The 25,905-nt window shown below is 73.8% G+C and carries 17 protein-coding genes; 10 read left to right on the top strand and 7 right to left on the bottom strand.

Features of this window, described 5'->3' with window-relative positions:
* Positions 1-29 precede the first annotated feature (29 nt).
* The 3 genes from SVTN_RS04080 to SVTN_RS04090 all read right to left on the bottom strand — a co-directional run bounded on the left by SVTN_RS04080 (position 30) and on the right by SVTN_RS04090 (position 3,399).
* Complete coding sequence (locus SVTN_RS04080; protein WP_041127832.1) at positions 30-1,106, bottom strand: phosphatase PAP2 family protein; 1,077 nt, start codon at positions 1,104-1,106, stop codon at positions 30-32.
* A 115-nt stretch (positions 1,107-1,221) separates the two neighbouring features.
* Positions 1,222-1,512 carry a hypothetical protein gene (locus SVTN_RS04085; protein ID WP_041127833.1) on the bottom strand — a complete coding sequence of 97 codons (291 nt, stop codon included), beginning with the start codon at positions 1,510-1,512 and terminating at the stop codon, positions 1,222-1,224.
* 45 nt (positions 1,513-1,557) lie between these two features.
* Entirely contained in the window at positions 1,558-3,399 is a 1,842-nt protein-coding gene (locus SVTN_RS04090; protein WP_041127834.1) for a glycoside hydrolase family 15 protein, read from the bottom strand.
* 230 nt (positions 3,400-3,629) lie between these two features.
* On the opposite strand from SVTN_RS04090, the gene SVTN_RS04095 reads away from it, so the two are divergent.
* From SVTN_RS04095 to SVTN_RS04110, 4 genes are all read left to right on the top strand, one after another.
* Positions 3,630-4,403: a glycosyltransferase family 2 protein gene (locus tag SVTN_RS04095; protein ID WP_041127835.1), complete on the top strand. Its 774-nt coding sequence runs from the start codon at positions 3,630-3,632 to the stop codon at positions 4,401-4,403.
* A gap of 527 nt (positions 4,404-4,930) precedes the next feature.
* Complete coding sequence (locus SVTN_RS04100; protein WP_041127836.1) at positions 4,931-6,766, top strand: glycosyltransferase family 4 protein; 1,836 nt, start codon at positions 4,931-4,933, stop codon at positions 6,764-6,766.
* Positions 6,748-7,620 (top strand): PIG-L deacetylase family protein, encoded by an 873-nt coding sequence (locus SVTN_RS04105; protein ID WP_052498943.1) that lies wholly within the window; start codon positions 6,748-6,750, stop codon positions 7,618-7,620. The genes SVTN_RS04100 and SVTN_RS04105 overlap by 19 nt, the downstream gene beginning before the upstream one ends.
* Positions 7,621-7,740: 120 nt before the next feature.
* Complete coding sequence (locus SVTN_RS04110) at positions 7,741-8,832, top strand: glycosyltransferase family 4 protein (protein ID WP_041127837.1); 1,092 nt, start codon at positions 7,741-7,743, stop codon at positions 8,830-8,832.
* On the opposite strand, the gene SVTN_RS04115 is transcribed toward SVTN_RS04110, so the two are convergent.
* The 3 genes from SVTN_RS04115 to SVTN_RS04125 all read right to left on the bottom strand — a co-directional run bounded on the left by SVTN_RS04115 (position 8,811) and on the right by SVTN_RS04125 (position 15,252).
* The gene (locus SVTN_RS04115) at positions 8,811-9,617 is read right to left on the bottom strand and encodes a class I SAM-dependent methyltransferase (protein ID WP_052498944.1); all 807 of its coding nucleotides are present in this window, start codon (positions 9,615-9,617) and stop codon (positions 8,811-8,813) included. The genes SVTN_RS04110 and SVTN_RS04115 overlap by 22 nt on opposite strands.
* On the bottom strand, positions 9,617-14,056 hold the full coding sequence (locus tag SVTN_RS04120; protein WP_041127838.1) for an aminotransferase class I/II-fold pyridoxal phosphate-dependent enzyme: 4,440 nt from the start codon (positions 14,054-14,056) through the stop codon (positions 9,617-9,619). Before SVTN_RS04120 ends, SVTN_RS04115 begins: the two co-directional genes overlap by 1 nt.
* Positions 14,057-14,217: 161 nt before the next feature.
* Positions 14,218-15,252 (bottom strand): LacI family DNA-binding transcriptional regulator, encoded by a 1,035-nt coding sequence (locus SVTN_RS04125; RefSeq protein WP_041127839.1) that lies wholly within the window; start codon positions 15,250-15,252, stop codon positions 14,218-14,220.
* 372 nt (positions 15,253-15,624) lie between these two features.
* Between SVTN_RS04125 and SVTN_RS04130 the strand changes: the two genes are divergently transcribed.
* Together SVTN_RS04130 and SVTN_RS04135 are read left to right on the top strand one after the other, a co-directional pair.
* Positions 15,625-17,391 carry a VanW family protein gene (locus tag SVTN_RS04130; protein ID WP_078908188.1) on the top strand — a complete coding sequence of 589 codons (1,767 nt, stop codon included), beginning with the start codon at positions 15,625-15,627 and terminating at the stop codon, positions 17,389-17,391.
* A gap of 104 nt (positions 17,392-17,495) precedes the next feature.
* Complete coding sequence (locus tag SVTN_RS04135; RefSeq protein WP_041127841.1) at positions 17,496-18,527, top strand: serine hydrolase domain-containing protein; 1,032 nt, start codon at positions 17,496-17,498, stop codon at positions 18,525-18,527.
* Here SVTN_RS04135 and SVTN_RS04140 read toward each other — a convergent pair.
* On the bottom strand, positions 18,524-21,451 hold the full coding sequence (locus SVTN_RS04140; RefSeq protein WP_052498945.1) for an AfsR/SARP family transcriptional regulator: 2,928 nt from the start codon (positions 21,449-21,451) through the stop codon (positions 18,524-18,526). The genes SVTN_RS04135 and SVTN_RS04140 overlap by 4 nt on opposite strands.
* A 138-nt stretch (positions 21,452-21,589) precedes the next feature.
* Here SVTN_RS04140 and SVTN_RS04145 point away from each other — a divergent pair, with 138 nt between their 5' ends.
* From SVTN_RS04145 to SVTN_RS04160, 4 genes are all read left to right on the top strand, one after another.
* Positions 21,590-23,035 carry a glyceraldehyde-3-phosphate dehydrogenase gene (locus SVTN_RS04145; RefSeq protein WP_041127842.1) on the top strand — a complete coding sequence of 482 codons (1,446 nt, stop codon included), beginning with the start codon at positions 21,590-21,592 and terminating at the stop codon, positions 23,033-23,035.
* A gap of 123 nt (positions 23,036-23,158) precedes the next feature.
* Positions 23,159-23,974 (top strand): DUF817 domain-containing protein, encoded by an 816-nt coding sequence (locus SVTN_RS04150; RefSeq protein WP_078908189.1) that lies wholly within the window; start codon positions 23,159-23,161, stop codon positions 23,972-23,974.
* Between the two features lie 144 nt (positions 23,975-24,118).
* Complete coding sequence (locus SVTN_RS04155; protein ID WP_015031667.1) at positions 24,119-24,322, top strand: cold-shock protein; 204 nt, start codon at positions 24,119-24,121, stop codon at positions 24,320-24,322.
* Positions 24,323-24,434: 112 nt separating this feature from the next.
* A complete protein-coding gene (locus SVTN_RS04160) occupies positions 24,435-25,811 on the top strand; it encodes a DEAD/DEAH box helicase (RefSeq protein ID WP_052498946.1) in 1,377 nt (458 codons plus the stop codon).
* Positions 25,812-25,905: the final 94 nt, after the last annotated feature.

Consider the following 25,905-nt stretch of genomic DNA (forward strand, 5'->3'; position numbering starts at 1 on the left):
CACGTCTGCGTATGCGAGATTGCTCGACATCAAGATATCTCGTGATCGCCGTCCTCGGTAAAGGGCCCCACGAGCTCGCCGTCCTGCGGGACGCCCGCGGCCTCCACGAAGGGCCCGCCGAGCCGGTACGGGGCGGGCGGGCCGTCCACGTCGACGCGGCGGAGCACGGCGAGCAGGGTCAGTCCGGCGGCGGCGGTCACCCCCGCGGCGAGGGCCTGGCCGCAGCGGTGGGCGAGCCGGAGCTCGGCCGGGTCGTACGGGGCGGCGGCGGGCAGCGCGAGGGTGTCGCCGAGCAGCCAGAGCCCGGCGCCGAGGCCGGCCAGGGCCAGGAGGGCGAGCGGGAGGGTCGCCGGGAGGCCGGGCGGGCCGGGCCCGCGCCGTGGGCCGGGGCGGACCTTGCCCTTGCGGGCGATGACGGCGAGGAGGCCGGAGACCACGGCGAGGACGACGAGGGCGGCGGCGATGACGTCGCCGGGCCGGTGCTGTCCCGCCGCGATGGTGTACGCGCCGACGGCGGCGGCCCAGAGCGTGGCGGCGCCCACGACGAGGGCGCGCTGCCGGTAGGGGACGACGAGGACCAGGGCGAGGGCGATGCCGAGGGCGAGCGTGGTCTGGGCGCTGGGGAAGCCGCTCGGGACGAGGGCGCCGGCGGCGGTGTCGGCGAACCGGGGGCGGGGCGCGTACCGCTGGAGGAGCCCGGTGACGGCGAGGGCGGTGACGACCGCACCGGCGGCGGCGCCGGTGAGGACGTACCGCTTGCGTATGAGGCCGACGGCGAGGAGGAGGACGCAGCCGACGATCAGGGAGAGGGTGGTGAGCCCGGCGAGGGAGGGGTGCTCGCGGAGCACCGTGGCGGCGGCGGTGTCGGCGCGCCGACCGGTCACCGCGGCGTCGCCCCAGCGGCGGCCGGTCGCGGCGAGCACGAGTCCCGCGTAGACGACCGTGAGGAGGAGGACGGCCCCGAGGCAGGCACGCCGGGTCCGGGTGCGGACCCGTGTGCGGAACGAGCCGGCGGTCTCGCCGGCCACGGCGGCGTACCACCAGGTGTCACCGGTCTCCAGCGGCCTCGGGGAGCCGCCGGCGCGGGGCCTGTCGTAGGAAGCCATGCCCCGATTCGAACCCACGCGCGGCCGCGGCGCCCGCTGGACTCACCCGAACGACACGTCCTCGGGGCGGGCCGAGTCCGCACGGGAGGCCGCTCGCGCCCTCGGGGGACCCGCGTCAGCGGTCCCGGCGCGGGGCCTGCGCCACGACCAGGAGGACGAGCCCGCCGAGCAGGCCGAGGAGGGTCGCCACGCCCAGGCCGGAGCGCAGGACCGGGTCGTCCGCGAACTGCCCGCACGCCTGGATCGCGAACGCGGCGGCCATCGCCAGCTGTCCCCAGCCGTACGGCACCGTGCGGGAGACGCGCCGCCGCTGCCAGGGCGGCAGCCGGCCGGTGCGGAGCGCCGCCACGCCGGAGAGCGCGAGCAGGAGCGCCAGCGCGCCCGGTACGACGACGTACCCGTCCATGGTCGGCCCCCTGCCGCACCGGCACCGCGCCGGAAATCGACGCGATCATGCCACAGCGAGGTGGCGGGCGTGGTCGCGGCCGTGGCGGCGCGTGCCGTACAGGGTGAACGCCGTGTTCACCAGGGCGACATGACTGAGCGCCTGGGGCATGTTGCCGAGCTGGCGGCCGGCCACCGGGTCCCATTCCTCGGCGAGGAGCCCGACGTCGTTGCGGACGTCGAGGACCCGCTCGAAGACGGTCCGGGCCTCGTCGGCGCGGCCGGTCATGGCGAGGGCGTCGGCGTACCAGAACGTGCAGGCGACGAAGCTCCCCTCGGTGCCGCCGAGGTCGTCGAGGTCGTGGGTGCCGCCGTCCCGGACGTCGCCGTACCGGCGCAGGAACCCGTGGTCGTCGAGCCGTTCCATCGCCCGGATCGTGCCGAGGACGCGGGGGTCGTCGGCGGGGAGGAAGCCGAGCCGGGGGATCAGCAGGGCGGTGGCGTCGACCTGCGCGCTCCCGTAGTACTGGGTGAAGGACAGCTGCTCCTCGCTCCAGCCGCGGGCGCAGATCTCCGCGTGCAGTTCGGCGCGGAGGGCCTGCCAGCGCGCCAGGGAGCCGCGCAGTCCGGCCACGCGGGCGAGGCGGACGGCGCGGTCGGCGGCGACCCAGGCCATGACCTTGGAGTGGACGAAGTGGCGGCGCGGGCCGCGGACTTCCCAGATGCCCTCGTCGGGTTCCTGCCAGCGTTCGCCCAGGTACTCCAGGAGCGAGGCGACCAGGGCCCAGGCCGGGGGGTCGAGGACGACGCCGGCCCGGACGGCCGAGTAGACGGTGCTGAGCACCTCGCCGTAGATGTCGAGCTGGAACTGGTCGACGGCCGCGTTGCCGAACCTGACGGGCCGTGAGTTCTCGTAGCCGGACAGCCAGTCGGCGTACGTCTCGGGGAGGCGGCGCTGCCCCTCGACCCCGTACAGCGGCTGGATGTCGGCCGGGTCTCCCGCGACGGCGCGCAGCAGCCAGCCCGTCCAGGCCAGCGCCTCCCTGCGGTATCCGCTGCGGAGCAGACAGGAGAGGGTGAAGGTGGAGTCGCGCAGCCAGCAGAAGCGGTAGTCCCAGTTGCGGCGCCCGCCGATGGACTCGGGGAGGGAAGTGGTGGGCGCGGCGACGATGCCGCCGGTGGGGGCGTACGTGAGGGCCTTGAGGGTGAGCAGGGAGCGGATCACGGCCTCGCGCGCGGGCCCTTCGTAGCGGAGGGCGGCGGCCCAGTCGTTCCAGAAGGCGAGGGTACGGGCGAGGGCGGCGTCGACGTCGGCGGGCGAGACGGGCGGCGGCGCAGGGGCGTGCGAGGGACGCCAGCCGAGGACGAAGACGACCCGCCGGCCGGCCGTGACGGTGAACTCGCAGGTCGTACGGTCCCGGGTGACGGCGAGTTCGACGCCGGGCCCGCAGTCGAGGTGGGCGGAGTCCGGTCCGGCGACGTAGACGGCGGTGTGCCGGCCGGTCGACCGGCTCCAGGGGACGATGCTGCCGTGGTCGAAGCGGACGCTCAACTCGCCCCGTACGTCGACGCGTCCGGTGACCCCCTCGACGATCCTGACGATCCTCGGGGCGGGCTCGCCCGCGTACCGCGGCGGCATGAAGTCGGTGACCCGGACGGTTCCGGAGAGGGTCTCCCAGACGGTGTCGAGGACGAGCGTGTCCCCGCGGTAACTCCGGCGCGAACAGCGGCTGTTGCCGACCGGGGCGAGGAGCCAGCGGCCGTGGTCCGGATTCCCGAGGAGGGCGGCGAGAGAGGCGGGCGAGTCGAAGCGGGGCGCGCACCACCAGTCGACGGACCCGTCGGTCCCGACGAGCGCCGCGGTCTCCAGGTCACCGACGAGGGCGTAGTCCTCAATTCGCCCTGCCATGACGGGATTGTATGCCTCCTGGAGGGCGATTGCATAAACGGCCGGGAATGTGACGGTCCGCGACGGGTAAAGGGCGAGCAGCCTGGCAGGTCATTCCTTCGCAGCCGCCCGCATATTCTTCCGCTTTTCTTGACGGCATCGCTCCGGGCGCAGGATTCTGAATAACGCGGGTCAGCCGATGACGCGGGTCGGCCGCACATTCGGCCGTACCGGCGAGTAAGGCCGTACCGATGAGTAGCGATTCGCATCCTCTGCGCAGGTCGACCGACCGGGCGCCCGGCTCCGGCACCCTGACGGTGAGTCTCGTCCTCACGGCCCGCCCCGACGACGGGGACCCGGGAGCTGCGCTCGACCGGCTCCTCGGCCAGGTGCCCCCGACCGTGCGGGAGGTGGTCCTGATCGGCGGCCCCGCCGGGCGGAGCGAGGAACGCGCCGGGCTCACGGTGCGTCGGCTCGGGGGCTGGGACTTCACCCGGGGCGACATTCCGCACGCGGGACTGCTCGCGGCGACCGGGGACCTGATCGTCCTGATGAACGCCGACGGAAGCATGTCGCCGCACGAGATCCCGCACTATCTGCACTATCTGGAAAGCGGTTACGACTTCGTCAAGGGATCGCGTTTCATCGCGGGCGGGGATTACGCCGACTATCCGCTGTCGCGACGCCTCGGACATCGTGCGCTGCTGCGGGTCGCCCACCGGCTGTACGGCCAGCACCTGACGGATCTCTGGTACGGATTCTGCGCGTTCCGGCGCCCCTTCGTCGATCTGCTCGACCTGCGCGAGGACGGCGTGGAGCTCGGGGCCGAACTGGTCGCGCACGCACTGCACTACGGGCTGCGCGTCGCCGAGGTGCCGAGCCTCGAACTGCCGCGCCGCCACGGCCCGTCACACCCCCGCACCCTCCGCGACGGCGCCCGCATCCTCGGCACGCTCCTCGACGAACGGCCGCACAACACCCTGTCGCGCTTGGCGCGCGGCCCCCTCCGGAGCTCCCGCAGTTGACGAATACCATGAAAGGGTGCTAACGCTAAAGAAAGCACCATTTCAGGACAGAGTGAACCCTGATCGCACACCTTCGGCAGGGCCGGTTGCCGGAAGAGGCTCGACGTGACCTCCATCCAGATCAGCCGAGCGCCGGCGGCACCCGTTCCGCATCCTCTGCGGCGAGTGACCGACTGGCCCTTCGACGGTGCCCGGCGCCGCCCCCTCTGCCGGCCGCCCCACCGCCCGACCGCCCATCCGGGGCGCCGGGCCTCCGACCGGATCGGCCGCGCCGTCCCTCCGCCCCGGAGCGGGGCCTGCCGGCCACGCGGCGCTGCGCGGCGACGGCGTGCCCGTACGGCCCACACGGGCACCGCGCGCCGCAGCCGCGGCGCCGACGGGCCATCCGGTTCATCCGGCTCCGACGGTTCATCCGGTCCAGCAGGTCCAGCCAGACCGTCCCGTGACCATGCCTTCGCCCACGCCCTGATCCCCCGTACGCCCGCGCGCCCTGCTCCCCGCGCCCTGCCCCGAGGGGGCGAGGCGTGATGGCCGGCCCCCTCCTCGTCGCGGTGTCCGGACCCGACGGCGCGGGCGGGTCCTCGCTGGTGCGCAGGCTCGCGACGCTGCTCGGCGAGCGCGGTCTCACCGTCGTCACCGTCCGCTGCCACGGCTGCTTCCTGTGCCGCAGGCTCCCGGTTCCGCCCCGGGTGAGGGATGCGGGGGAACCGGGTCGGGGCGGGTGGGCACGGCGCGCCACGGATCCCGAGCGCCGGGGATCCTGGCTGCACCGTGCCCACGCGCTCCTCGACGCGGCCGAGCTCGCGGTCCGGCTCACGGCCGCCCGGCTCCTCGCGCGGGCGCGGGCGCGCCGCGGACAGGCCGTGGTCGTGACGGACCACGGGCCGCTGGACGGCCTGGTGAGGTCCGGCCTCCCGGACTCCTCGGGCGCCGCCTCCGCCTTCCGGTGGATCGACCGCCGCTACGGTCTGACCCTGCTCGTGGAGACCTGGCCCGACACGCCGCGGGGCCGCGGCCTGGAGGAGATCGCGGGACCGCCGACCGTCCTGTGGGCCCGCTACCGCGGCTGGTCCCGGCGGCTTTCGGGGATCGCGCGGCTCGACGGCGAGCGGCCCCCGTCCCTGGTCGCGGGCGTGGCCCTGGAACGGATCCTCGACGAGATGCGGGAGCGGGAGCGGGCGGCCGCCCTGCCGGAGCCCGGCGCGGCCGGTGAGCGGCGGCACGTGGTGATGTCGGTCTACGACGACGCGGACGATCCCACCTGCCGGGGCGGCGAAGCACGGGTGGTCGCCAAGGTGGCCCGGCGGCTCGCCGAGGACTTCCGCGTGACCGTGGTGACGGCAGGCCGGCACGGCGGCACCGAGGAACGGGACGGCATCCGCTACGTCCGGCTGCCGGTGGGCCGGGCGGGCCCGCGCGCCGGGCGGCTGCTGTTCCTCGCGCTCCTGCCGTTCGTGGCCCGCCGGATCCGGCACGACCTGTGGATGGAGAGCTTCACTCCCCCCTTCTCGACGAGTCTGCTGCCCCTGACGACGGGCGCCCCCGTCGTCGGCATCCACCAGGGACGCGGCACCGAGACCCTGTGGCGGCGCTACCACCTGCCGTTCTTCCTGGTGGAGCGGCTCGGCCTGCGCTGCTACCGGCACATCGTGGTGCGGAACGCGGCGGACGGATCGGCGATCCGCAGGCTCAGCCCCCGGGCCGACGTGCAGGTCGTCCCCACCGGTGTAGAGCAGCGCCAACTCGACGAGGCCCGGCTCGGGGCCGGCCGGTTCATCCTCTTCCTGGGGCGGATCGACACCTGGAACAAGGGCCTGGACCTGCTCCTCGACGCCTATGACCGGGCCCGGCCCCCGCTCGACCTGCTGCTCGCGGGCAGCGGCACCCCGGCCGAGGAACGCCGACTCGCCGCGCTCGTCGCCGCGCACACCCGCGACCCCGAGTCCCGGATCCACTGGGTGAGGTGCGCCGGGGAGGACCGCAAGCGCCAACTGCTGCGCGACAGCGCCTTCCTGGTGGTGCCGTCCCGGCACGAGGCCTTCGGCCTGGTGGCCCTGGAGGGGATGTCGTACGGCAAGCCCGTCCTCCACTTCGACCTGCCGGCGCTGCGCTGGATGCGCGACGGCGGAGACGTGGCCGTGAAACCGTTCGACGTGGCGGCGTTCGGCGCGCGGATGACGGAGCTGGCCACGGACACGGCGCTCCGCCGCCGTCTCGGCCACCGCTCCGGAATCGCCGCACAGCACTACACCTGGGACGAGATGACGGGCCGCTACCTGGCCCTGGCCCACCGGCTCGTGGACTCACCCGCCGCCGTGCGGCGGCCGAGGAAGAGGGGTGCGTCATGGCAGACGACCCGCTGACCAGCTTCGTCCGGACGGTCCTCGGCTCCGGCGTCCCGATGATCGTGCTCTCGCCGCACCTGGACGACGCCGTCCTGTCCTGCGGCGCGCTGCTCGGCTGGGCGGGGCGGCGGGCGCCGGTGACGGTCGCCACGCTGTTCACGGAGGCCGCGCCCCCGCCGTACGCCCTCTGCGCCCGGCAGTACCTGAGGCAGACCCGGGCCCGTGACGCGGAGGAGCTCTTCGCCGACCGGCGCGAGGAGGACCGGCAGGTCCTGGAACTCCTGGACGTCGACTGGCGGCACATCGGCCTGGTCGACGGGCTGTTCCGGCGGCGGCCGCGGACCCGTCCGGGCACGGAGCGGCTGTCCCGGCTGCTGCCCGAACTGGCGCTCGTGTACCCGACGTACCGGATGCACCTGTCCCGGGGCCGGGTGTCCGCGTACGACGCCGAGACGCTGCGCGCCGTCGGGGAGACCGTCGACGCGCTGCTGCCCGCCCGTTCCGGCGGCCTGGTGCTGGCGCCCCTGGGGGTGGGCGGGCACGCCGACCACGTCCTGGTCCGCACCGCCGCCGAGCGGAGCGGCCGGCCGGTCGTGTACTACAGCGACTTCCCGTACAACCAGATCGCCGCCGACGACGACGGGTTCGCCGACCGGCACCGGCTGGTGGCCCGCGCCTGGGAGCGGGGCCTCGACCGGAAGGACGAGCTGATCCGGGGCTACCGGACGCAGACCGACGCCCTGTTCCCCGGGGGCCGCATCCCGCGCGCGCCCGAGGTGTACCTGCTGCCCGGGGCCGGAACCGCGACCGCTTCCCCTGCCGTCGGCCGTCGGCCCGGCACCAGGGCCAGGACCGCCGAAGGTGTGTCGTGACCGTCCTCGGCAGCTCCGCCGTGAGCGGAATCGCGGCCGGACCTGCGAGCGGACCCGTGAGCGGGCCCGCGGCCGGACCCGTGCGCCCGGCGCCGGGAGCACGGGCCACGGAGGTGTCCGATGGCCCGCGGTGAGCGGCGGCTCCGTGTCCTGCTCCTGACCGGCGGTCCGCTGGACGGGACGGAAGGCTGTGCCGCCCAGCTCGCCTCCGACGTCCTCGGGACGCTGCCGGACGTGGACTTCGTCTGGTTCTCCCAGTGGCCCGCCGGGCGGCCCCCGCCGGGACGCGGACGGCCCGTCCACGTCCTCTCCCGGGACGGGGGGCCGCACGTCTCCGTACGGGTGCAGTCCGTGCTCGCCGGGGCCGTGTTCGCGCGCCGGGTCGCCCTGGTGCACGCCTTCCTGACCATCGGCCGCGGCTTTCCGGTCTTCTCGTGGCTGCGCCCGCTGCTGCTCGGCGGACGGCCGGTCGTGCACACCGTGACCGGGCTGATGGACCCGAAGTATCTGACGCACACCCGGCCGCTGGGGACGACGGTCGCCCTGTCGGAGTCGATGGCCCGCCGGCTGCGGGCCGCGGACTTCGGGGACGTACGGGTCGTCCCGCCCATGATCGGCCTGGACGACTGGCCGTACCTGCCGCGTCCGCAGGGACTCCCCGCGGTCCTCTTCGTGGGGTACCACGAGCCGGGCGGCGGGGCGGAGGTCGCGATCGACGCCGCGGCGGAGGCCCAGCGGGAGGGGGCCAGGTTCCGCCTGGTGCTCGCCCTGCGCGGACGGCCGGGGCAGGACTCCGAGGCGCTGGCCGAGGCGCTGCGGGAGCGGGCCGGCGCGGCGGGGCTCACCGACTTCGAGGTGCGCGGCCACGTCGAGGACATGCACGCCCTGCTGGCCTCCGTCCAGGTGCTGCTGTTCCCGCCGTCCGTGCTGCGCGGCACCCCGGACATCCCGCTCACCGTGCTCCAGGCGCTGGCCTCGGGGCGGCCCGCGATCCTCAGCGACCTCCCCCAGTTCGCGGACTTCGGCCACGCCGTCCTGCGGGCCCCCGCGGGCGACCCGCGCCGCACCGGGCAGCAGTTGGCGTGGCTGCTCGACCAGCCGCGTTCCTGGGACATGCTCGCCGAGCGGGGGCGGGTCCTGGTCGAGGACCACTTCGGCCCCGAACGTTTCGCGGCCCGGTACGCGGCCCTCTACCGGGAGCTGCTGGCCTGAACCGGTGGTACCGCGGGGGACGGCCGTTCGGCCGTGAGCAGCAGCACGCCGGTGTCCCCGTACTCGGGCAGGGTGAGGTCCTTCGCGAGCCGGGCGATCCGCAGGCTGGTGGTGCGGGGGGCGAAGACGGCCCGCAGGGCGGCCTCGTCGACCGGGCAGGCGGGCCACACGGGACCGGTGCCGATGCGGTAGCTCGGCATGCGCTCCATGAAGGCGGCGAGGAGCGTGCCGCCGGGACGGACCGCGCGGACGAAGGCGGCGCAGACCGCGGTGAACTCGTCGACGTCCTCGGTGACGCTCTCGGCGACGAAGTGCATGGAGGCGAGGTCGTAGGTGTCGGGACGCAGGTCGTCGGCGGTGCCGCGGACGATCCGGACCCGGCGGAGCGCCTCGGCGCAGCTTTCCGGGAGGGCCGGGTCGAGGGAGCGGCAGAGCTCGTAGAAGGGCTGCCAGCTGTCGTCGATGCCGTGGGTGAGCTGTCCGCGCAGATAGCGGACGTTGGCGGCGCTGGGTTCGAGGGCGTCGACGTGGCGGGCGGCGGCGCCCGCGAGCATCAGCGGGTAGAGGTTGGGGCCCGCGCCGAGTTCGAGGGTGCGGAAGAGGCTGCCGGGGGCGAAGCGCCGGTAGACGGCCGCGTGGTGGCGGATGACGCCGATGTCGTAGGGGTGGAGCCCGCGGTAGTTCTCGGTGAGGTAGTCGTCGACCGGCCAGGCGTTCCAGTCGGCGTCCCGGTTGCGGCGCACCCGGCGGCCGCTCTCCGGGGCGTCCGGCGGGGTCCGGTCCATCACTCCTCCGCCGGCCTTCCGGCCGCGAGGGGGCGGGTGGCGGACTGGAGGGGGAAGCGCGCGGTGAGCTCCGTGAGGGCGGCGCACAGCTGGTCGATCTCCTCGTCGGTGTTGGCGGCGGTGATCTGGATGCGGAAGCCCACCCGGTGGCGCGGGACGAGCGGGTAGGACGCGAGCGTCACGTAGATGCCGTGCTCCCACAGGAAGGCGGCGACGGCGTCGAGGTCCTCGGCGTCGCCGAGCGGGATCTCGACGATCGGCAGGCCGTCCGTGTTGGGGGTGGCGATGCCCAGGCCCCGCACATGGGCGAGGACGCGGGCCGTCATGCGGTACAGACGGGCCCTGATCTCGTCCCCGCGCTCCTCGTTGACGTCGAGTCCGGCGAGGGCGGTGGCGAGCGAGGCGGTCGGTGAGGGCCCCGAGTACAGGTACGGGGCGGCCGCCACCTTGAGGTGGTCCTTGAGCCACCTCGGCACGGCGAGGAAGGCGAGCAGCGAGGAGAAGGCCTTGGAGAAGCCGCCGACCAGGACCAGGTTCTCGTAGGACTCGCCGAGGTGGCGGACGATGCTGTTGCCGCGCGAGCCGTACGGGCTGGTCTCGTCGGGGCGGCGCTCCCCGATGACGCCGAAGCCGTGGGCGTCGTCGACGTACAGCAGGGCGCCGTTCTCCCGGCAGATCCGGGCCAGGACGGGCAGGTCGGGGTAGTTGCCGGTCATGCTGTTGACGCCGTCCATGCAGACGAGCCGGCCGGCGTCGTCGGGCGCGCCGCGCAGCAGTGTCGCCAGCTCCTCCGGCCGGTCGGCGTGGAAGCGGTGGATCTCGGCGCCCTGTCCCCGGGCGCCGACGCAGCCGTCGTACACGGTGCGGTGGGCCTGCGCCTCGACGAAGACCTGCCCGCTGCCGGCGAGGAGGGGGATCACCGACTGGTGGATGAGGGTGATGGTGGGCAGCAGCAGGGTGTCGGGGGCGCCGAGGAGTTCGGTGAGGCGCTCCTCGATGAGGGGGTAGAGCCGGGGGCTGCCGAGGAGCCGGGACCAGCTGGGGTGGGTGCCCCAGCGCCGGACCTCGGGCTCGATGGCCTCGATGACGGTGGGGTCGAGGTCGAGGCCGAGGTAGTTGCAGGAGGCGAAGTCGACGAGCCAGTCGTCGCCGACCCGGATGCGGCGGCCGTCGACCTCGTCGATGACGGCGTCGCACATGAGGCTGGTCCGCTGGAGGCGTTCCAGGTCCCGCCAGCGGGACTCGCGCGGGGGCCGGGTGGTGGACAGGGCCGAGGAGGGGCCGACGGGCCGGGGGGAGGGAGGGGTGGCGGGCCTGTTGCCGGTGGGCGGGGCGCGGTGCAGATAGGACTCGGCCTGGTGGGCGGTCATGGGGCGGGCGAAGAGGTAGCCCTGCCCGTACCGGCAGCCCATGTCGGCGAGCAGCGCCCGCTGCTCCTCGTGCTCGATGCCCTCGGCGACGACCTGGAGGCCGAGGACGTCGGCGATGCGCACGATGCCCTCCACGAGCGCCACCTGCTGCGGGTCGGTGGTGATGTCGTCGATGAACGACTTGTCGACCTTGAGGACGTCGATGGGGAACTCGCGGAGGTAGCTGAGCGAGGAGAATCCGGTGCCGAAGTCGTCGATGGCGATGGCGACGCCGAGGTCCTTGAGGGCGGCCATCGTGGTACGGATCTGGGCGTCCTTGCGCATGAGGACGGTCTCGGTGAGCTCCAGGACGAGCGAGCCGGGGGCGAGTCCGGAGGAGTGCAGGGCGCGCCGCACCTCTTCCAGGAAGCCGGGGTCGCGGAACTGCCGGGCGGAGACGTTGACGTTGGCGTGCAGGGGGTTCCTGCGGGGGTGGGCGCGCTGCCAGCGGGCGATGTCGAGCGCCGCGTGTTCGAGGACCCAGGCGCCCAGCGGCATGATGTGGCCGCTCTCCTCGGCGAGGGTGATGAACTGGTCGGGCGGCACCATGCCGCGGCGGGCGTGCGGCCAGCGGATGAGCGCTTCGAGACCGGCGGGGGAGCCGCCGTCGACCTCGACGATCGGCTGGTAGCGCAGGGCGAAGGCGTGGTCGGCGATGGCCGTGTCGATGCCCTCCTGGAGCTCGTGGCGGGCGACGAGCCGGGAGTGGAGCTCGGGGTGGAAGAGCCGCCACCGTTTCTTGCCGGCGGCCTTGGCCGCGTACAGGGCGAGGTCGGCGTGGCCGAGGAGCTCCTCGGCGTGGGCGCTGTCGAGGACGGTCGCGATGCCGACGCTGGTCGACACGGAGACGGCGCCGTCGGTGAGGTGGAACGGCTGGCTGAGGGTGTGCACGATCTCGGCCGCGAGGGCCTCGGCGTCGCGGGGTTCGCGGGCGCCCTCGATGAGGACGGCGAACTCGTCGCCGCCGAGCCGGGCGGCGGTGTCGGTGAGCCGCAGGACCGAGGTGAGGCGGCGGGCGACGGCGACGAGGAGTTCGTCGCCGACCGAGTGCCCCATGGTGTCGTTGACGACCTTGAAGTCGTCGAGGTCGACGAAGAGCATGCAGGTCAGGGTGGACTCGCGGCGGCCGCGGAGCAGCGCCCGCTCGATGCGTTCGAGGAGCAGGACCCGGTTGGGCAGACCGGTGAGGGAGTCGTGGAACGCGCGGTGGGTCAGCTCCCGTTCCAGTTTCCGCTGCTCGGTCACGTCGCGGAGGGTGAGGACGAGGCCGTGGACGGTCCGCTCGTTGCGCAGGTTGCTGCAGCGGACCTCGACCTCCAGTTCGCCGGAGCCGCCGTGGAGCAGCTTCCAGTCGTCCCGGGGGTTGGCGGAGCCGTGGGCGCGGGCGTCGGCGAGGACGCGCAGGGCGCTCGCCGTGTCGGCGGGGGCGAGGACGTCGGTGATCGGGGTGCCGGGCAGCAGGGAGCGGCCGAACATGGACTCGGCGGAGGGGCTGGCGTACCGGACGGTGTCGTCGTCGTCGACGATCAGGATGACGTCCGAGGTGTTGTGCACGAGGGTGCGGAAGTAGGCCTCGCTGGTACGGCGGTTGACCTCCTCGCTCAGCCCGAAGCGTTCGAGGGCCAGGGCCGCCTGGGAGGCGAGGGACTGGGCGGAGCCCATGATCTCCGCGAGCTTCTTCTCGGGGCCCGCGAGGAGCAGTACGCCGAGCAGCGGTTCGCGTCCCTCCGCGGCCTGGAGTTCCAGGGGGCAGAGCAGGACGTGGGTGGCGGACGTGACCTCGGCGGCGAGGACCGGGGCGAGCCGGGTGGTGGGGACCAGCCGGGCGCCGTCGGCGACGTGCTCGGGCCAGGCCGTGCCGGGCGGCCCGACCAGCTCGTCGGTGCGGCAGCTCCAGGGGTGCTCCGCGGTGGCCACCGCGTTGAGGCCGCCCCGGCGGTCCCGGGTGAGGAGGAGGACCTGGTGCTCGGTGCCCGCGCCGAAGAGGGTGGCCGAGGCCGTCTCGACCGCGCCGGCGACCTCGCGGGGGCTGAGGGCGGCGACCAGGGAGGCGGCGGCGACCCTGAGGCTGCGCTCGCGCGCCTCGGCCTTGCCGTGGTCGTTCATCATGCCCCAGAGCCGGACGAGGACCAGGAGGAACATGATCGCCGAGAAGATCGCGATGACGGCGATGTCCTTGTTCTCGTCGTGGCGCAGCGACTGGACGAGCAGCAGGGCGGGGGCGACGAGCGAGGCGCCGGCGAGCAGCGCGAGCCGCCGCTCGGCGATGCGGGAGGCCGGCTCGGGGGCGGGCTCGGTGAGGCCGGTCATGGAGGGGTGGAGGGCGGCGAGGCCCCAGGCGGTGAAGAAGACGACCCAGCCCAGGTCCCAGGGGGTGCCGACCATCCAGGTGCCCTTGAGCTGGAGGATGCCGTAGATGACGTCGGAGGCGAGGATGCCGCAGGTGCCCAGGGTGAGGAGCTGGACGGACCGGGAGCGCAGACCGCCGGGCACGAGCAGTCGGGCGAGCATCGCGAGCATCAGCACGTCGCCGAGGGGATAGGCGATGGAGATGGCCTTCTCGGTCCAGGTCATGCCCTCGCTCCTGGCGAGCGGGGTGATGAGGTTGACCCAGCCGAGCAGGGCGAGGCCGGAGGTGAGGATCAGCGCGTCGAGGAGGACGCCGAGGTCGCGGCCGACGGCCCGGTAGCGGATGAACCCGAAGAGGCCGATGGCGAACAGCGGGTAGGTGGCCAGGTAGAGGGCGTCGGCGACGGACGGGAAGGGTCTGGTCTGGCCGAAGAAGGCCTCCAGGGCGTTGTAGGTGGTGTCGCCGCTGACGAAGGTGAGGTTGGCCGCGGCGAGCACCAGCCAGGGCCAGCGTTTGGCGGGCCGGTGCAGCCGGACGCCGACCAGGATGGCGATGACTCCGCCGAGTCCGATGAGCGCCCACAGGGTGGTGTGGCGGGAGGGGACTTCCAGGTACGCGACGGTCAGCAGGGTCACGATCAGGAGGTACACGAGGGTCCAGCGGCGCAGTGCCCCGGACATGGTGGCCGTCCGGTTCGGTTGGCACAGCGGCATCGTCGACCGCCCCCTTGCCGGGTCGGACGCCGTCGGAGGCGTCCTGGTCTCGGGCATGGGCCCCGTGTGGTGTCCATTCTCCGAGGCCCCCGGGGCGGCTGCATCTCGGCACCCGGTGCCTGCTCGCGTCAGGAGGAGGCGCGGACCACCAGCTCGGTGGGCAGGATCCGGCGGGGCTGCTCGTCCGGGGCGCTGGGCGCGGCGATCTCCTGGAGGAGCAGGCGCGCCATGGTGCGGCCCATCTCCTCGATGGGCTGGCGCACGCTCGTCAGGGGCGGGTCCATGAGCCGGGCGACGGCCGAGTCGTCGACGCCGACGAGGGCCACGTCCTCCGGCACCCGGCGGCCCGCCTCGCGCAGGACGCTCCGCGCGCCGGCGGCCATCACGTCGGAGGCGGCGAAGACGGCGTCCAGGTCGGGCCTGCGGTCCAGGAGTTCCCGCATGGCCCGCCGGCCGCCCTCCTCGGTGAAGTCGCCGTTCGCGACGAGCGCCTCGTCGGGTGCGAGTCCGGCCTCCGTGAGGCCCTCGCGGTAGCCGTCGAGCCGGCAGCGGGCCACGTACATGTCGAGGGGTCCGGTGACGGTGGCGATACGGCTCCGGCCGCGCGCCGCGAGGTGGGCGACGGCCGCCCGCCCGGCGCCGGTGTTGTCGGAGTCGACGAAGGCGACGCGCTCGGCCTCGGTGCGGCGGCCGTTGAGGACGGCGGGCAGGCCGAGGGCGCGGACCTGGTCGGGCAGCGGGTCGTCGCCGTGCACGGAGACGAGGAGGACGCCGTCGACGCGCTGGGCGGCGAGGTACTGCTCGAAGCGCTGCCGCTCCTGTTCGCTGCGGATGAGGGTGAGCAGCAGCTGCTTGTCGGCGTCGGCGAGTTCCGCGCTGACGCCGCGGATGATGTCGAGGAAGTACGGCTCGGCGAAGAGGCGCGCCTCGGTCTCGGGGATCACCAGGGCGACGGCGTCGGTGCGGCTGCCGGCGAGGGCGCGGGCGGCCCGGTTGGGGACGTATCCGAGTTCGGCGACGGCCCGTTCGACGGCGGCCTTGGCCTGCTCGCTCACCTTCGGGGAACCGTTGATGACCCGGGAGACCGTGCCGCGGCCGACTCCGGCCCTGGCCGCGACCTCCTCAAGGGTGGGCCTGCCGCTCTGCCGCCCGCTCGCCGCCATGTGCCGCCTCTCCCCTCGGGCCGCCCGCCCCGCCTGCGTGTGCACGCGAACCTATCAGGCGGGGCGGGGCGCGCCGGGGGGCGTGGCGGGGCGGCTCGGACGCCGGTCGGTACCTGCCGGGCACGGCCGCCCGGACCGGCCGCGGGACCTCGACGTCGAGGGTCCCGGGTGTGAGAGGTATCGCTCCGGCTCGGACCGGGGGGCACGCCCGCGTGGTTTCGGGCCTCGCCGCCACCTGCACGGCTGCACGTTCCGTGGCCGCGCCGCCCCGCTCCGTATCACTTCGGGCCAAACCGCCTTTATGTACACAAGACACTCTTTCGGCGTACCGTCGTGTGGTTCCCCCCTTTCCTCGACGCCCCGGGAGAGCGTGTGCCCAGCTCCAGGACCGACCTTGCCCCGACGCCCCGTGAGGGGCGCCGTCCGCGTCTTCGGACGGCGGCGATCGCGACGGGTGTGGTCGCCGTCGCCGCGGGCGGCCTGTACGTGGCGGGGCTGGTGGCGACGGGGGACGACATATCCGCCGGCACCCGGGTCGACGGCGTGGACATCGGCGGCATGAGCCGTGCCGAGGCCGAGGCCAAGCTGACGGCCGAGGCCCCGGCCTCCTGGAAGGCGCCGATACCCGTGCGGGTCGGTGACGGTGCCACCACCGTGGACCCGGCCGCCGCCGGCCTGACCGTCGACGTGGCGAAGACCGCCGACCTCGCGGCCGACCCGTCCCGCGACCCCTTCACCGTCATCGGACGGCTCTTCTCCCCCGGCGAGCGCGAGATCCGGCCGGTCCTCGCGTACGACGCGGCCAAGACGAAGGCCGCCGTGGCCGACCTGGCCGAGCAGAACGACCGGACGGTCCGCGAGGGCTCCGTCGCCTTCCGCGAGGGCCGGGCCGTCGCGACCCAGCCGGTGACCGGCCGGAAGCTGGACACCGGGCAGGCCGCCGAGACCCTGCGCGCGGCCTACCCGGCCGCCACGGGCGCCGCCGCGGTGAACCTCCCCGTCTCGGTGACCGAGCCGAAGCTGCCCGCAGGCGAGGTGAACCGGTTCCTCGACACCTACGCCAAGCCCGCCGTCTCCGGCCCCGTCACGCTCACCGCCGGCGACCAGCGCCTGCGGATCTCCCCCGCCACGCTCGGCGACCACCTCACCGTGAAGAACGACAAGGGCCGCCTCACCGCCTTCCTCGACGACGAGGCCCTGCTGCGCGACCCGGACGTGGCCCGCCCCCTCGCCGCTCTGACGAACGCGCCGGTGGAGGCCTCCCTCGGGGTGCAGGACGGCAAGGTCGTCGTGGAGTCCGAGGGCCGGCAGGGTCACGAGGTCACCGCGAAGGCCCTCGGCGACGCCGTGCGCCCGCTGCTCACCAGGTCCGGCGACACGGCCCGTACGGCTCCGGTGGCGACCAGGGTCACCGAGCCCGAGCTGTCCTCCGGCTCCCTGGCCCGTCTGGGCATCACCGAGCAGATGTCGACGTTCACGGTGAACTTCCCCACCGCCCCGTACCGGACGACGAACATCGGCCGGGCCGCCGAGCTCATCAACGGCTCGCTCGTGCAGCCGGGCGAGGTGTGGAGCTTCAACAGGACGGTCGGCGAGCGGACCCCGGCCAACGGCTTCGTCGACGGCACGATGATCCTCGACGGCTCGTACCGCTCCGCGCCCGGCGGCGGCGTGTCGGCGATGGCCACCACCGTCTACAACGCCATGTTCTTCGCCGGGGTGCAGCCCGTCGAGCACGGCGCGCACTCCTTCTACATCGAGCGCTACCCGGCCGGCCGCGAGGCGACCGTCGCCTGGGGCCAGCTCGACCTGAAGTTCCGCAACGACACGGGCAAGCCGATCTACATCAAGGCGAGCGCCACCGACCACTCCGTCACGGTGAGCTTCCTCGGCACGAAGAAGTACGACTCCGTGGAGGCGGTCGCCGGCCCGCGCACCAACATCACGCAGCCCGTGAAGCGCGAGGGCACCGGTGAGGCCTGTGTGCCGCAGCCGCCCCTGGAGGGCTTCGACACCACGGTGGACCGCGTGTTCAAGAACAACGGCGTCGAGGTCAAGCGGGAGACGTACAAGACCCACTACACCCCGCGCGACGAGGTGACCTGCAAGCCGGTCACCGAGGACGCCGCCGGTCGCTGACGGAAGGGTGTCTTCCCGTTCGGCCGGGGCATGACTTCGGAGCGCGGCCCGTCGACCCCCCGACCGGCCCGCCCCGAACCTCCCCGGACCGTCGGAGGCACGCCTTGGCACAGCGCAGCGACCCCTTCGAGCGGCTCCTCGGCGAGGCCGCGCGCGCCGGCACGTACCCGGGCGCCGCATGGGCCGTGGGCGACGCCCGCACCACCCTCTCGTCCGGGGCGGTCGGGCTGCTCGACCCGGCGCGCCCCGACGGACCGACCCGCCCCGACACCCTCTTCGACGTCGCGAGCCTCACCAAGATCCTCGCCGTCTGGGCGGTCGTCGGCACGCTCGTCGACGCCGGGAAGCTCGACCCGGCCGCCCCGCTCGGCTCGTACTGGCCGGAGGCCGCGGGCCGGCCGCTCGCCGGGGCCACCGCGCACCACCTCCTCACCCACACCGCAGGCCTGCCGCTCCGCGCCAACCTCCGGCACCTGTACGGCTCCGATCCGCAGGACGTCCGCGACGGCGTCCTCGCCGAGCCGCTCCGGCACCGGCCCGGGGAGGCCGTCGCGTACACCGACCGGGCGGCGCTGATCCTCGGCTACCTCGCCGAGCACCTCACCCGGCAGCAGCTCCCCCGGCTCGCGGAGGACCGTGTCTGGACGCCCCTCGCGATGACGGAGACCCGGTACGGGCCGCTGCCCGCCGGGGCGAGGGAGCGGTGCGCGCCCACCGAGTACGACGAGGAGAGCGGCGCCCCGCTCCGGGGCACCGTCCACGACTTCTCGGCCCGGCTCCTCGGCGGCGCCTGCGGGATCGCGGGGGTCTTCACCACCACCGCCGACATCGGCCGGTTCCTGCGGCACCTGCTCGAACCGGTGCCGGGCACCTTCTCCGCCGAGTGGACCGCGGCCTCGCTGCGCGTCCACACCGGCCCGCTCGTCCCGCCGCGCGGCCTCTTCTGGCATCCGGCGCCGGGCACGGAACCGGCGGAGGACGTCTGGGCGCACTTCGGCTTCACCGGCACGGCCCTGTGGGTCTCGCCCACGCGCGGCCGCTGGGCGGTCCTGCTCACCAACCGGCTCCGCCTCACCCGCGACCCCGGCCCGCTGGCCCGGGTCAGGGACGCCTTCCGGGCCCTGGCCTTCCGCTAAGGGGTGTCCGTCAGGGTGGAGGACGCCAAGGTGGAGGACGCCGGGGTGGAGGACGCCGGGGTGGGGGACGCCGGGGTGGGGGACGCCAGGGCCTTCAGGCCCTCCAGGCACTCGTCGATCCGCTTGGCCAGGTTGTGCCGGCGGGCGAGCTCCAGGCAGGACTCCCAGGTCTCGCGGGCCGCGGCCCACTCCCCGAAGTGGTGGTGGGCCCGGGCCGTGAAGACGAGGCAGTCGGCCGTGCCGCCCTGGTCGTTCATCCGGAGCCGGATGGCGAGCGCCTCCGCCAGGACCTCGAACGCCGCGTCACGGTCCCCGAGGAGGCGCAGCACGTCGCCGTAGTTGGTGAGGGCGGTGGCGAGGAACACCCCGTGGCCGGTCCCCCTGACCAGGTCGATGACCCGGCGGTAGTCCGCGGCCGCCAGGTCCGGTTCGCCGCGCGTCTTGTGGACGTCCGCGATCCGGCTGAGGAGGAGCGCCTCGCCCTTCGTGTTCCGGGTGGCGCCGTAGAGGTCGCGGGAGCGCTCGGCGTGGACGAGCGCCTGCTCGGAGTCCCCGATCTGCAGGTACACCGTCGACATGTTGCCGAGGATCGACGCCTGGGCCGTGAGGTCCGCGCGCTCGGTGAAGAGGTCCAGGGCGATCCGGAGGTGTTCGAGGCAGGCCTCGTTCCGGAAGGCCATGCCGTGGGCGACGGCCGTGCGCCGGTGCAGCCAGGCCTGTCCGAGCCGGTCGTCGTGCCTGCGGGCGATGTCCATGGCCTGCTCGAGGCAGGCGTCCCACTCCCCCGTCCACCAGTGCGTGCTCGCATGGCCGAAGAGCCCGACGGCGAGCCGCCAGGCGATGTCGGAGCGGCCGAGCTCCCCGGCGCGGGTGAGGGCGTCCCGGACGGCCGGCAGCTCCTTCTCGGTCCACCGGATCGCCTCGTCGTCGTCCGCGAACTCGGGCAGCGACAGGTTCCGCACGGTCTCCCCGCCGAGCGGCGGCGGGGACTGCGTCTCCCGGGTGGCCGCCCGTGTCGCGGCCGCGAGGGCCGCGGCGTACCAGGAGAGCAGCCGGACGAGGGCCGTGGTGCGCTCCGTCTCCGTGTCCTCCTCGTCCCGCTGCGCCGCGTACTCGCCGAGCAGGTCGTGGAGTTGGTACCGGTCGGGCTCCGGGTTGAGGACGAGGTGGGCGTCGGCGAGGACGTCGAGGACGGCGGCGGCCCGCGCCTCCGTGATGTCGAGGAGCGCCGCGGCGGACTGCGGGGTGACCGGGTGGGCGGACCACACCCGCCCCAGGAGCCTGAAGGCCCGTGCGGCCTCCCGCTCCAGGGGCTGGTCGCTGTCCCGCATGGCCACGTAGCTCATGGCGAAGGTGCGCCGGACGTCGAAGCCCCCCATGGCGAGGGTGTCGAGCCGGCCCTGATGGGGTGTGAGTCGTTTCGCCAGGAGCGCGAGGGGCCAGGAGGGCCGGGAGGCCAGCCGGCCGCCGACGATGTGCAGGGCGAGCGGCAGGCCCCCGCAGGCGGCCATGATGTCGGCCAGCGCCTCGGGCTCGCTCCGTACCCGCTCGGCGCCGGCGAGCTTGGCGAGCAGCGCGTGCTGGTCGGGCTCCGGCAGCGGGGACAGCGGGACCTTGGCGGAGCCCGGCAGGTCGGCGAGCAGCTGGCGGCTGGTGATCAGGGCCGCGCTGGGTCCGCCGGCCGGCAGCAGGGGGGCCACGTGGGCGGCGTTGCGCGCGTTGTCGAGGACCAGGAGCACGCGGCGCTCGGCGAGCGCCGACCGGAAGAGGAGGGCGCGGTCGTCGGTGTCCTCGGGCAGGACGTCCTGGTGGACGCCCAGGTCGGACAGGAACCGGGCGAGCAGTTCGTGGGCCGTGCGCGCCCCGCCGGTGCAGTAGCCGCGCAGGTCGGCGTAGAGGGCGCCGTCGGGGAACGCCTCGCGCACCCGGTGCGCCACGTGCACCGCCAGGGCGGTCTTGCCGACGCCGGCCATGCCGGAGACGACGACGGCCCGGACCCGGGCGGGCCCGGACCCGGCGTCCGCCGGCGCGCCCGTGCCGTCGACGGCGCCGAGGAGCGCCCGCACGGTCGCCGTCTCGGCCTCACGGCCCGTGAAGGCGTCCCCCTCGCAGGGCAGTTGGAAGGGCGGGCGGGTCGTGGCGGCGGGGGTACGGGGGCGGGGCGCGGGTTCGTCCGCGAGCACCTCCGCGTGGGCCTCCCGGACGTCGGCGCCGGGTTCCGTGCCGAGCTCGTCGACCAGGTTCCGGCGCAGCCGGTGGTAGACGGAGAAGGCGTCCGCCTGGCGGCCGGAGCGGTGCAGGGCGAGCATGAGCCGCCGGTGGAAGCCCTCCCGCAGCGGGTGCTCCCCCGCCAGGGTGGTCAGCGGGGCGACGGCCTCGTGGTGCCGGCCGAGGTGCAGCTCGGCGTCGAAGCTCCACTCCAGGGCCTGGAGGCGCGCCTCCGCGAGCTGGTGGACCCGGAGCGCGGGCGCCTCGGTGTCGGAGAAGGGGGCGAGGTCCGCGAGGGGGATGCCGCGCCACAGGGGCATGGCGAGGTCGGTCTCCCGGCGGACCGCCTCCCAGTCCTCCCGCTGGTGGGCCTGCCGGACGGCCCGGACGCGGGCCTCGAAGGCGTCGGCGTCGAGCTCGCCCTCGTGGACGGTCAGCTGGTAGCCGGGGGCGACGGTGCGCAGCCGCTCGTCGGTCCCGTCGGCGGCGGCGAGGACGCGGCGGAGCCGGGTGAGGTGGTTGGCGAGGGCGGCGTCGGCGCTGGCGGGGACCGAGGCGCCCCAGAGGGCCTCCTTGAGGGCGTCCCGGGAGACCGTGCGGTTGGCCTGGAGCAGCAGTGCGGCGAGGAGGACGCGGACCTTGGGGCCGGCCACCGGCCGCAGTTCCGTCCCGTCGTGGACGACGAGTGATCCGAGCAGCCCGAACTTCACCACCATGCCCCCGCATCCTGGTAGGTGGGTCCGCCCGACCGCGGCGGATCCCGACGTGACCCATCGTACGGTTCGGCACCCCTTGATTGATCAAACCGGCTGCGGGTTAACATGTGAGCGCCGCCTAGCTCGAAAGATAATCCTGTGACTGTCAATGACGACTCGTTCATCAGCTGGAAGAACCGCGAGGAGATCGCGGAGTCGATGATCCCGATCATCGGGAAGCTGCACCGGGAGCAGGACGTCACCGTCCTGGTCCACAGCCGCTCCCTGGTGAACAAGTCGGTGGTCAGCATCCTCAAGACCCACCGCTTCGCCCGGCAGATCGACGGCGAGGAGCTCTCGGTCACCGAGACGCTGCCGTTCCTCGAGACGCTCACGACCCTCGACCTGGGCCCGTGCCAGATCGACATCGGCGTGCTGGCCGCGGACTACAAGACCGACAGCCGCGGTCTCTCGGTGGCGGAGTTCACCGCCGAGGCCGTCGCCGGCGCCATCGGCGAGAACAAGATCGAGCGCCGTGACGGACGCGACGTCGTCCTCTACGGCTTCGGCCGCATCGGCCGTCTCGTCGCCCGCCTCCTCATCGAGAAGGCCGGCTCCGGCAACGGTCTGCGCCTGCGCGCGATCGTCGTCCGCGGCGGCGGCGACCAGGACCTCGTGAAGCGCGCCTCGCTGCTGCGCCGCGACTCCATCCACGGCCAGTTCCAGGGCACGATCACGGTCGACGAGGCGAACAGCACCATCGTCGCCAACGGCAACACGATCAAGGTGATCTACGCCAACGACCCCTCCGAGGTCGACTACACGGCGCACGGCATCGACAACGCCATCCTGATCGACAACACCGGCAAGTGGCGGGACCGCGAGGGCCTCTCCAAGCACCTGCGCCCCGGCATCGACAAGGTCGTCCTGACCGCGCCCGGCAAGGGTGACGTGCCGAACATCGTGCACGGCGTCAACCACGACACGATCAAGCCGGACGAGCAGATCCTGTCCTGCGCCTCCTGCACCACCAACGCGATCGTCCCGCCGCTCAAGGCCATGGACGACGAGTACGGCGTGCTGCGCGGCCACGTGGAGACGGTCCACTCGTTCACGAACGACCAGAACCTCCTGGACAACTACCACAAGGCCGACCGTCGCGGCCGTTCCGCGCCGCTCAACATGGTCATCACGGAGACGGGTGCCGCCTCCGCCGTGGCCAAGGCGCTGCCCGACCTGAAGGCGCCGATCACCGGCAGCTCGATCCGCGTCCCCGTCCCGGACGTCTCGATCGCGATCCTGAGCCTGCGCCTGGGCCGCGAGACCACCCGCGAGGAGGTCCTCGAGTACCTCCGCGACGTCTCGCTGCACTCGCCGCTGAAGCGCCAGATCGACTTCACCACGGCCCCCGACGCCGTCTCGATGGACTTCGTCGGCTCGCGCCACGCGTCCATCGTCGACGCCGGTGCGACCAAGGTCGACGGCGACAACGCGATCCTGTACCTGTGGTACGACAACGAGTTCGGCTACTCGTGCCAGGTCATCCGGGTCGTCCAGCACGTCTCCGGCGTGGAGTACCCGACCTTCCCGGTCCCGGCGGTCTGATCCACGAGGGCGTCCACAGCACGGCGGCGCGCCGCACCTCCCGTCCGGGGGTGCGGCGCGCCGCCGTTTCCCGCTCACTGGGGCCGGCGAACCGATCACGGCCCCTCCGGCGTCCCACCCGCCATGAGGACGCTCACCCACGGGACACGTCAGCTGCTGCGCTTCGCGGTCCTTGAGGCGCGCTGCTGCGCCTTCGCCGTCGCGCTCGTCGGCGGCATCGCCGCCTCCTCCCTGCTGCCCGAGCTGCCGGTCGCCCGCTACGACCTGCTCCTGCTGTACGGCATGGGCCTCACCGTCCTCGCGTGGAAGGTCGGCTGGGACACCGGCCGGGACGTCGCCGTGATCGCCGGGTGCCATGCCATCGGCCTGCTCTTCGAGCTGGTCAAGGTGCGGATGGGCTCGTGGAGCTACCCGGAGGACGCCCTGACGAAGTTCGGCGGCGTGCCGCTGTACGGCGGTTTCCTGTACGCGGCTCTCGGCAGCTACATCTGCCGGGCCTGGCACCTGTTCGACCTGCGGCTCACGGGCTACCGGCCCCGGATCACGGCGGCCCTCGCCGCGGCCGTGTACGTGAACTTCTTCAGCCACCACTGGCTGCCCGACGTCCGCTGGGCGCTGGCCGCGCTGCTGCTGGCCGCGACGGCGGGGACCTGGGTCCGGTTCCGGGTCGGCGAGAGCGACCTCCGGATGCCCCTGGCCCTGTCCTTCGTCCTGATCGGCTTCTTCCTCTGGGTCGCCGAGAACGCGGCCACGTACGTCGGCGCCTGGAGCTACCCGGACCAGCTGGACGGCTGGCAGCCGGTCTCCCTCGCGAAGTTCGGCGCCTGGGCGCTGCTCGTCACGGTCACCTTCACCCTCGCGGCAAATCGGACATTCTTCATGCAGGGGCGCCGAAACCGTGCTACAGTCGAGATCAGTTGCAGTCGTGGTTCCCAATGAACTTACAAGTGCCTTCGACGATTCGACATCGTCAGGCACTTGATGTGTTTTCGGTGCAGTTTTCCGGACGGGGCAATCATCACGGCGACACCGGGACCCGCACAGTGCGGTTCCCAGGGGTACGCCCCGTTAAGGAGATATGTCATGGCCAACGGCACCGTGAAGTGGTTCAACTCGGAAAAGGGCTTCGGCTTCATCGAGCAGGAGGGTGGCGGCCCGGACGTGTTCGCCCACTACTCCAACATCGCCACCTCGGGCTTCCGTGAGCTCCAGGAAGGCCAGAAGGTGACCTTCGACGTCACGCAGGGCCAGAAGGGCCCGCAGGCGGAGAACATCCTCCCCGCCTGACGTTGACACGTCCGACGCGGCCGGGACCCCACCCATGCGGTGAGGGCCCCGGCCCGTCGCGTTTTCCAGACCTTTTCGACGGACCAGACCTTTTCGACGGACCAGGGGCCGCATGACCACCACGCCCAGCAAGGACGCCGCTCCGGCGGCCGTGACCTTCGCCGCATTCGACCTGCCGGCCGACCTGCTCGCGGAGCTCACCCGCCAGGGCGTCCACGCGCCCTTCCCGATCCAGGCCGCCACCCTGCCGGACGCCCTCGCGGGCCGCGACGTCCTCGGGCGCGGGCAGACCGGATCGGGCAAGACGCTCGCCTTCGGTCTGCCGCTGCTCGCCCGCACCGCCGGGCGCCGGGCCGAGGCCCGCAAGCCGCTCGCCCTGGTCCTGGTCCCCACCCGCGAGCTGGCCCAGCAGGTCACCGACGCCCTCGCCCCCTACGCCGACGTCCTGAAGCTGCGCCTGGCCACCGTGGTCGGCGGCATGTCGATCGGGCGGCAGGCCGGCGCGCTGCGCGACGGCGCCGAGGTGCTGATCGCCACCCCCGGCCGGCTCATGGACCTCGTCGAGCGCAAGGACTGCCGTCTCGACCGGGTGGCCGTCACCGTCCTCGACGAGGCCGACCGGATGGCCGACATGGGCTTCCTGCCGCAGGTCACCGAGCTGCTCGACCGGGTGCCGGGCGACGGCCAGCGGCTGCTGTTCTCGGCCACGCTCGACCGTGACGTCGACCAGCTCGTCGAGCGCTACCTCCAGGACCCGGCCGGTCACTCGGTCGACCCGGCGGCCGCCGCCGTCTCCACCATGGAGCACCACGTGCTGCACGTGCACGGCGCCGACAAGTTCGCCACCGCGACGGAGATCGCCGCCCGCGACGGGCGCGTGATCATGTTCCTGCGCACCAAGGCCTCCGTCGACCGCTTCGCCAAGCACCTCCTCGGCAGCGGGGTGCGGGCCGCGGCGCTGCACGGCGGCAAGTCGCAGCCGCTGCGGGCCAGGACCCTGGAGCGGTTCAGGAGCGGCGAGGTCCCCGTCCTGGTCGTCACGGACGTGGCGGCGCGCGGCATCCACGTCGACGCGCTCGACCTCGTCGTCAACGTCGACCCGCCCGCCGACGGCAAGGACTACCTGCACCGCGGCGGGCGCACGGCGCGCGCCGGGGAGTCCGGAGTCGTCGTCACGCTGGTCACCCCCGAGGAGCGCCAGGACGTGGCCAAGATCATGGCCGACGCCGGCATCCGGCCCCGCGTCACCCGGGTCCGCTCCGGCGAGGCCGAGCTGACCCGTATCACCGGCGCCCGGAAGCCCTCGGGCGTACCGGTCGACGGCAGTGCGCCGAGCCAGGAGGGCGCCAAGCGCGGCGGCGCGGCCTTCCGGGGCATCGGCACCGTCCCGGGCCGCCCGGGCCGCGCCAAGAACGAGTCCCGCCGCGCCGCCGAGGCCCGCAAGACGGCCGAGGCCCGCCGGGCCGCGAAGGTCCGCCGGGGCGGCTGAGCGAACGGATTCACGGGTCCTCCGTCGGGCCGACGGGCAGCCCGGCTGCCTGTCGGCCCGACGTCCGGGAGCCCGGACTTCCGGCCGGTCCGGC

This window comes from Streptomyces vietnamensis (genome assembly GCF_000830005.1).
In the GTDB taxonomy this organism is placed as follows: Bacteria; Actinomycetota; Actinomycetes; order Streptomycetales; family Streptomycetaceae; genus Streptomyces; species Streptomyces vietnamensis.

Excerpts from the sequence above, each read along its gene's own strand:
- SVTN_RS04120 (WP_041127838.1), bottom strand. The coding sequence starts at position 14,056 with ATGTCCGGGGCACTGCGCCGCTGGACCCTCGTGTACCTCCTGATCGTG.
- SVTN_RS04110 (WP_041127837.1), top strand. The coding sequence starts at position 7,741 with ATGGCCCGCGGTGAGCGGCGGCTCCGTGTCCTGCTCCTGACCGGCGGT.
- SVTN_RS04090 (WP_041127834.1), bottom strand. The coding sequence starts at position 3,399 with ATGGCAGGGCGAATTGAGGACTACGCCCTCGTCGGTGACCTGGAGACC.
- SVTN_RS04125 (WP_041127839.1), bottom strand. The coding sequence starts at position 15,252 with ATGGCGGCGAGCGGGCGGCAGAGCGGCAGGCCCACCCTTGAGGAGGTC.
- SVTN_RS04140 (WP_052498945.1), bottom strand. The coding sequence starts at position 21,451 with ATGGTGGTGAAGTTCGGGCTGCTCGGATCACTCGTCGTCCACGACGGG.
- SVTN_RS04095 (WP_041127835.1), top strand. The coding sequence starts at position 3,630 with ATGAGTAGCGATTCGCATCCTCTGCGCAGGTCGACCGACCGGGCGCCC.
- SVTN_RS04150 (WP_078908189.1), top strand. The coding sequence starts at position 23,159 with ATGAGGACGCTCACCCACGGGACACGTCAGCTGCTGCGCTTCGCGGTC.
- SVTN_RS04155 (WP_015031667.1), top strand. The coding sequence starts at position 24,119 with ATGGCCAACGGCACCGTGAAGTGGTTCAACTCGGAAAAGGGCTTCGGC.
- SVTN_RS04115 (WP_052498944.1), bottom strand. The coding sequence starts at position 9,617 with ATGGACCGGACCCCGCCGGACGCCCCGGAGAGCGGCCGCCGGGTGCGC.
- SVTN_RS04100 (WP_041127836.1), top strand. The coding sequence starts at position 4,931 with ATGGCCGGCCCCCTCCTCGTCGCGGTGTCCGGACCCGACGGCGCGGGC.
- SVTN_RS04085 (WP_041127833.1), bottom strand. The coding sequence starts at position 1,512 with ATGGACGGGTACGTCGTCGTACCGGGCGCGCTGGCGCTCCTGCTCGCG.
- SVTN_RS04160 (WP_052498946.1), top strand. The coding sequence starts at position 24,435 with ATGACCACCACGCCCAGCAAGGACGCCGCTCCGGCGGCCGTGACCTTC.
- SVTN_RS04080 (WP_041127832.1), bottom strand. The coding sequence starts at position 1,106 with ATGGCTTCCTACGACAGGCCCCGCGCCGGCGGCTCCCCGAGGCCGCTG.
- SVTN_RS04105 (WP_052498943.1), top strand. The coding sequence starts at position 6,748 with ATGGCAGACGACCCGCTGACCAGCTTCGTCCGGACGGTCCTCGGCTCC.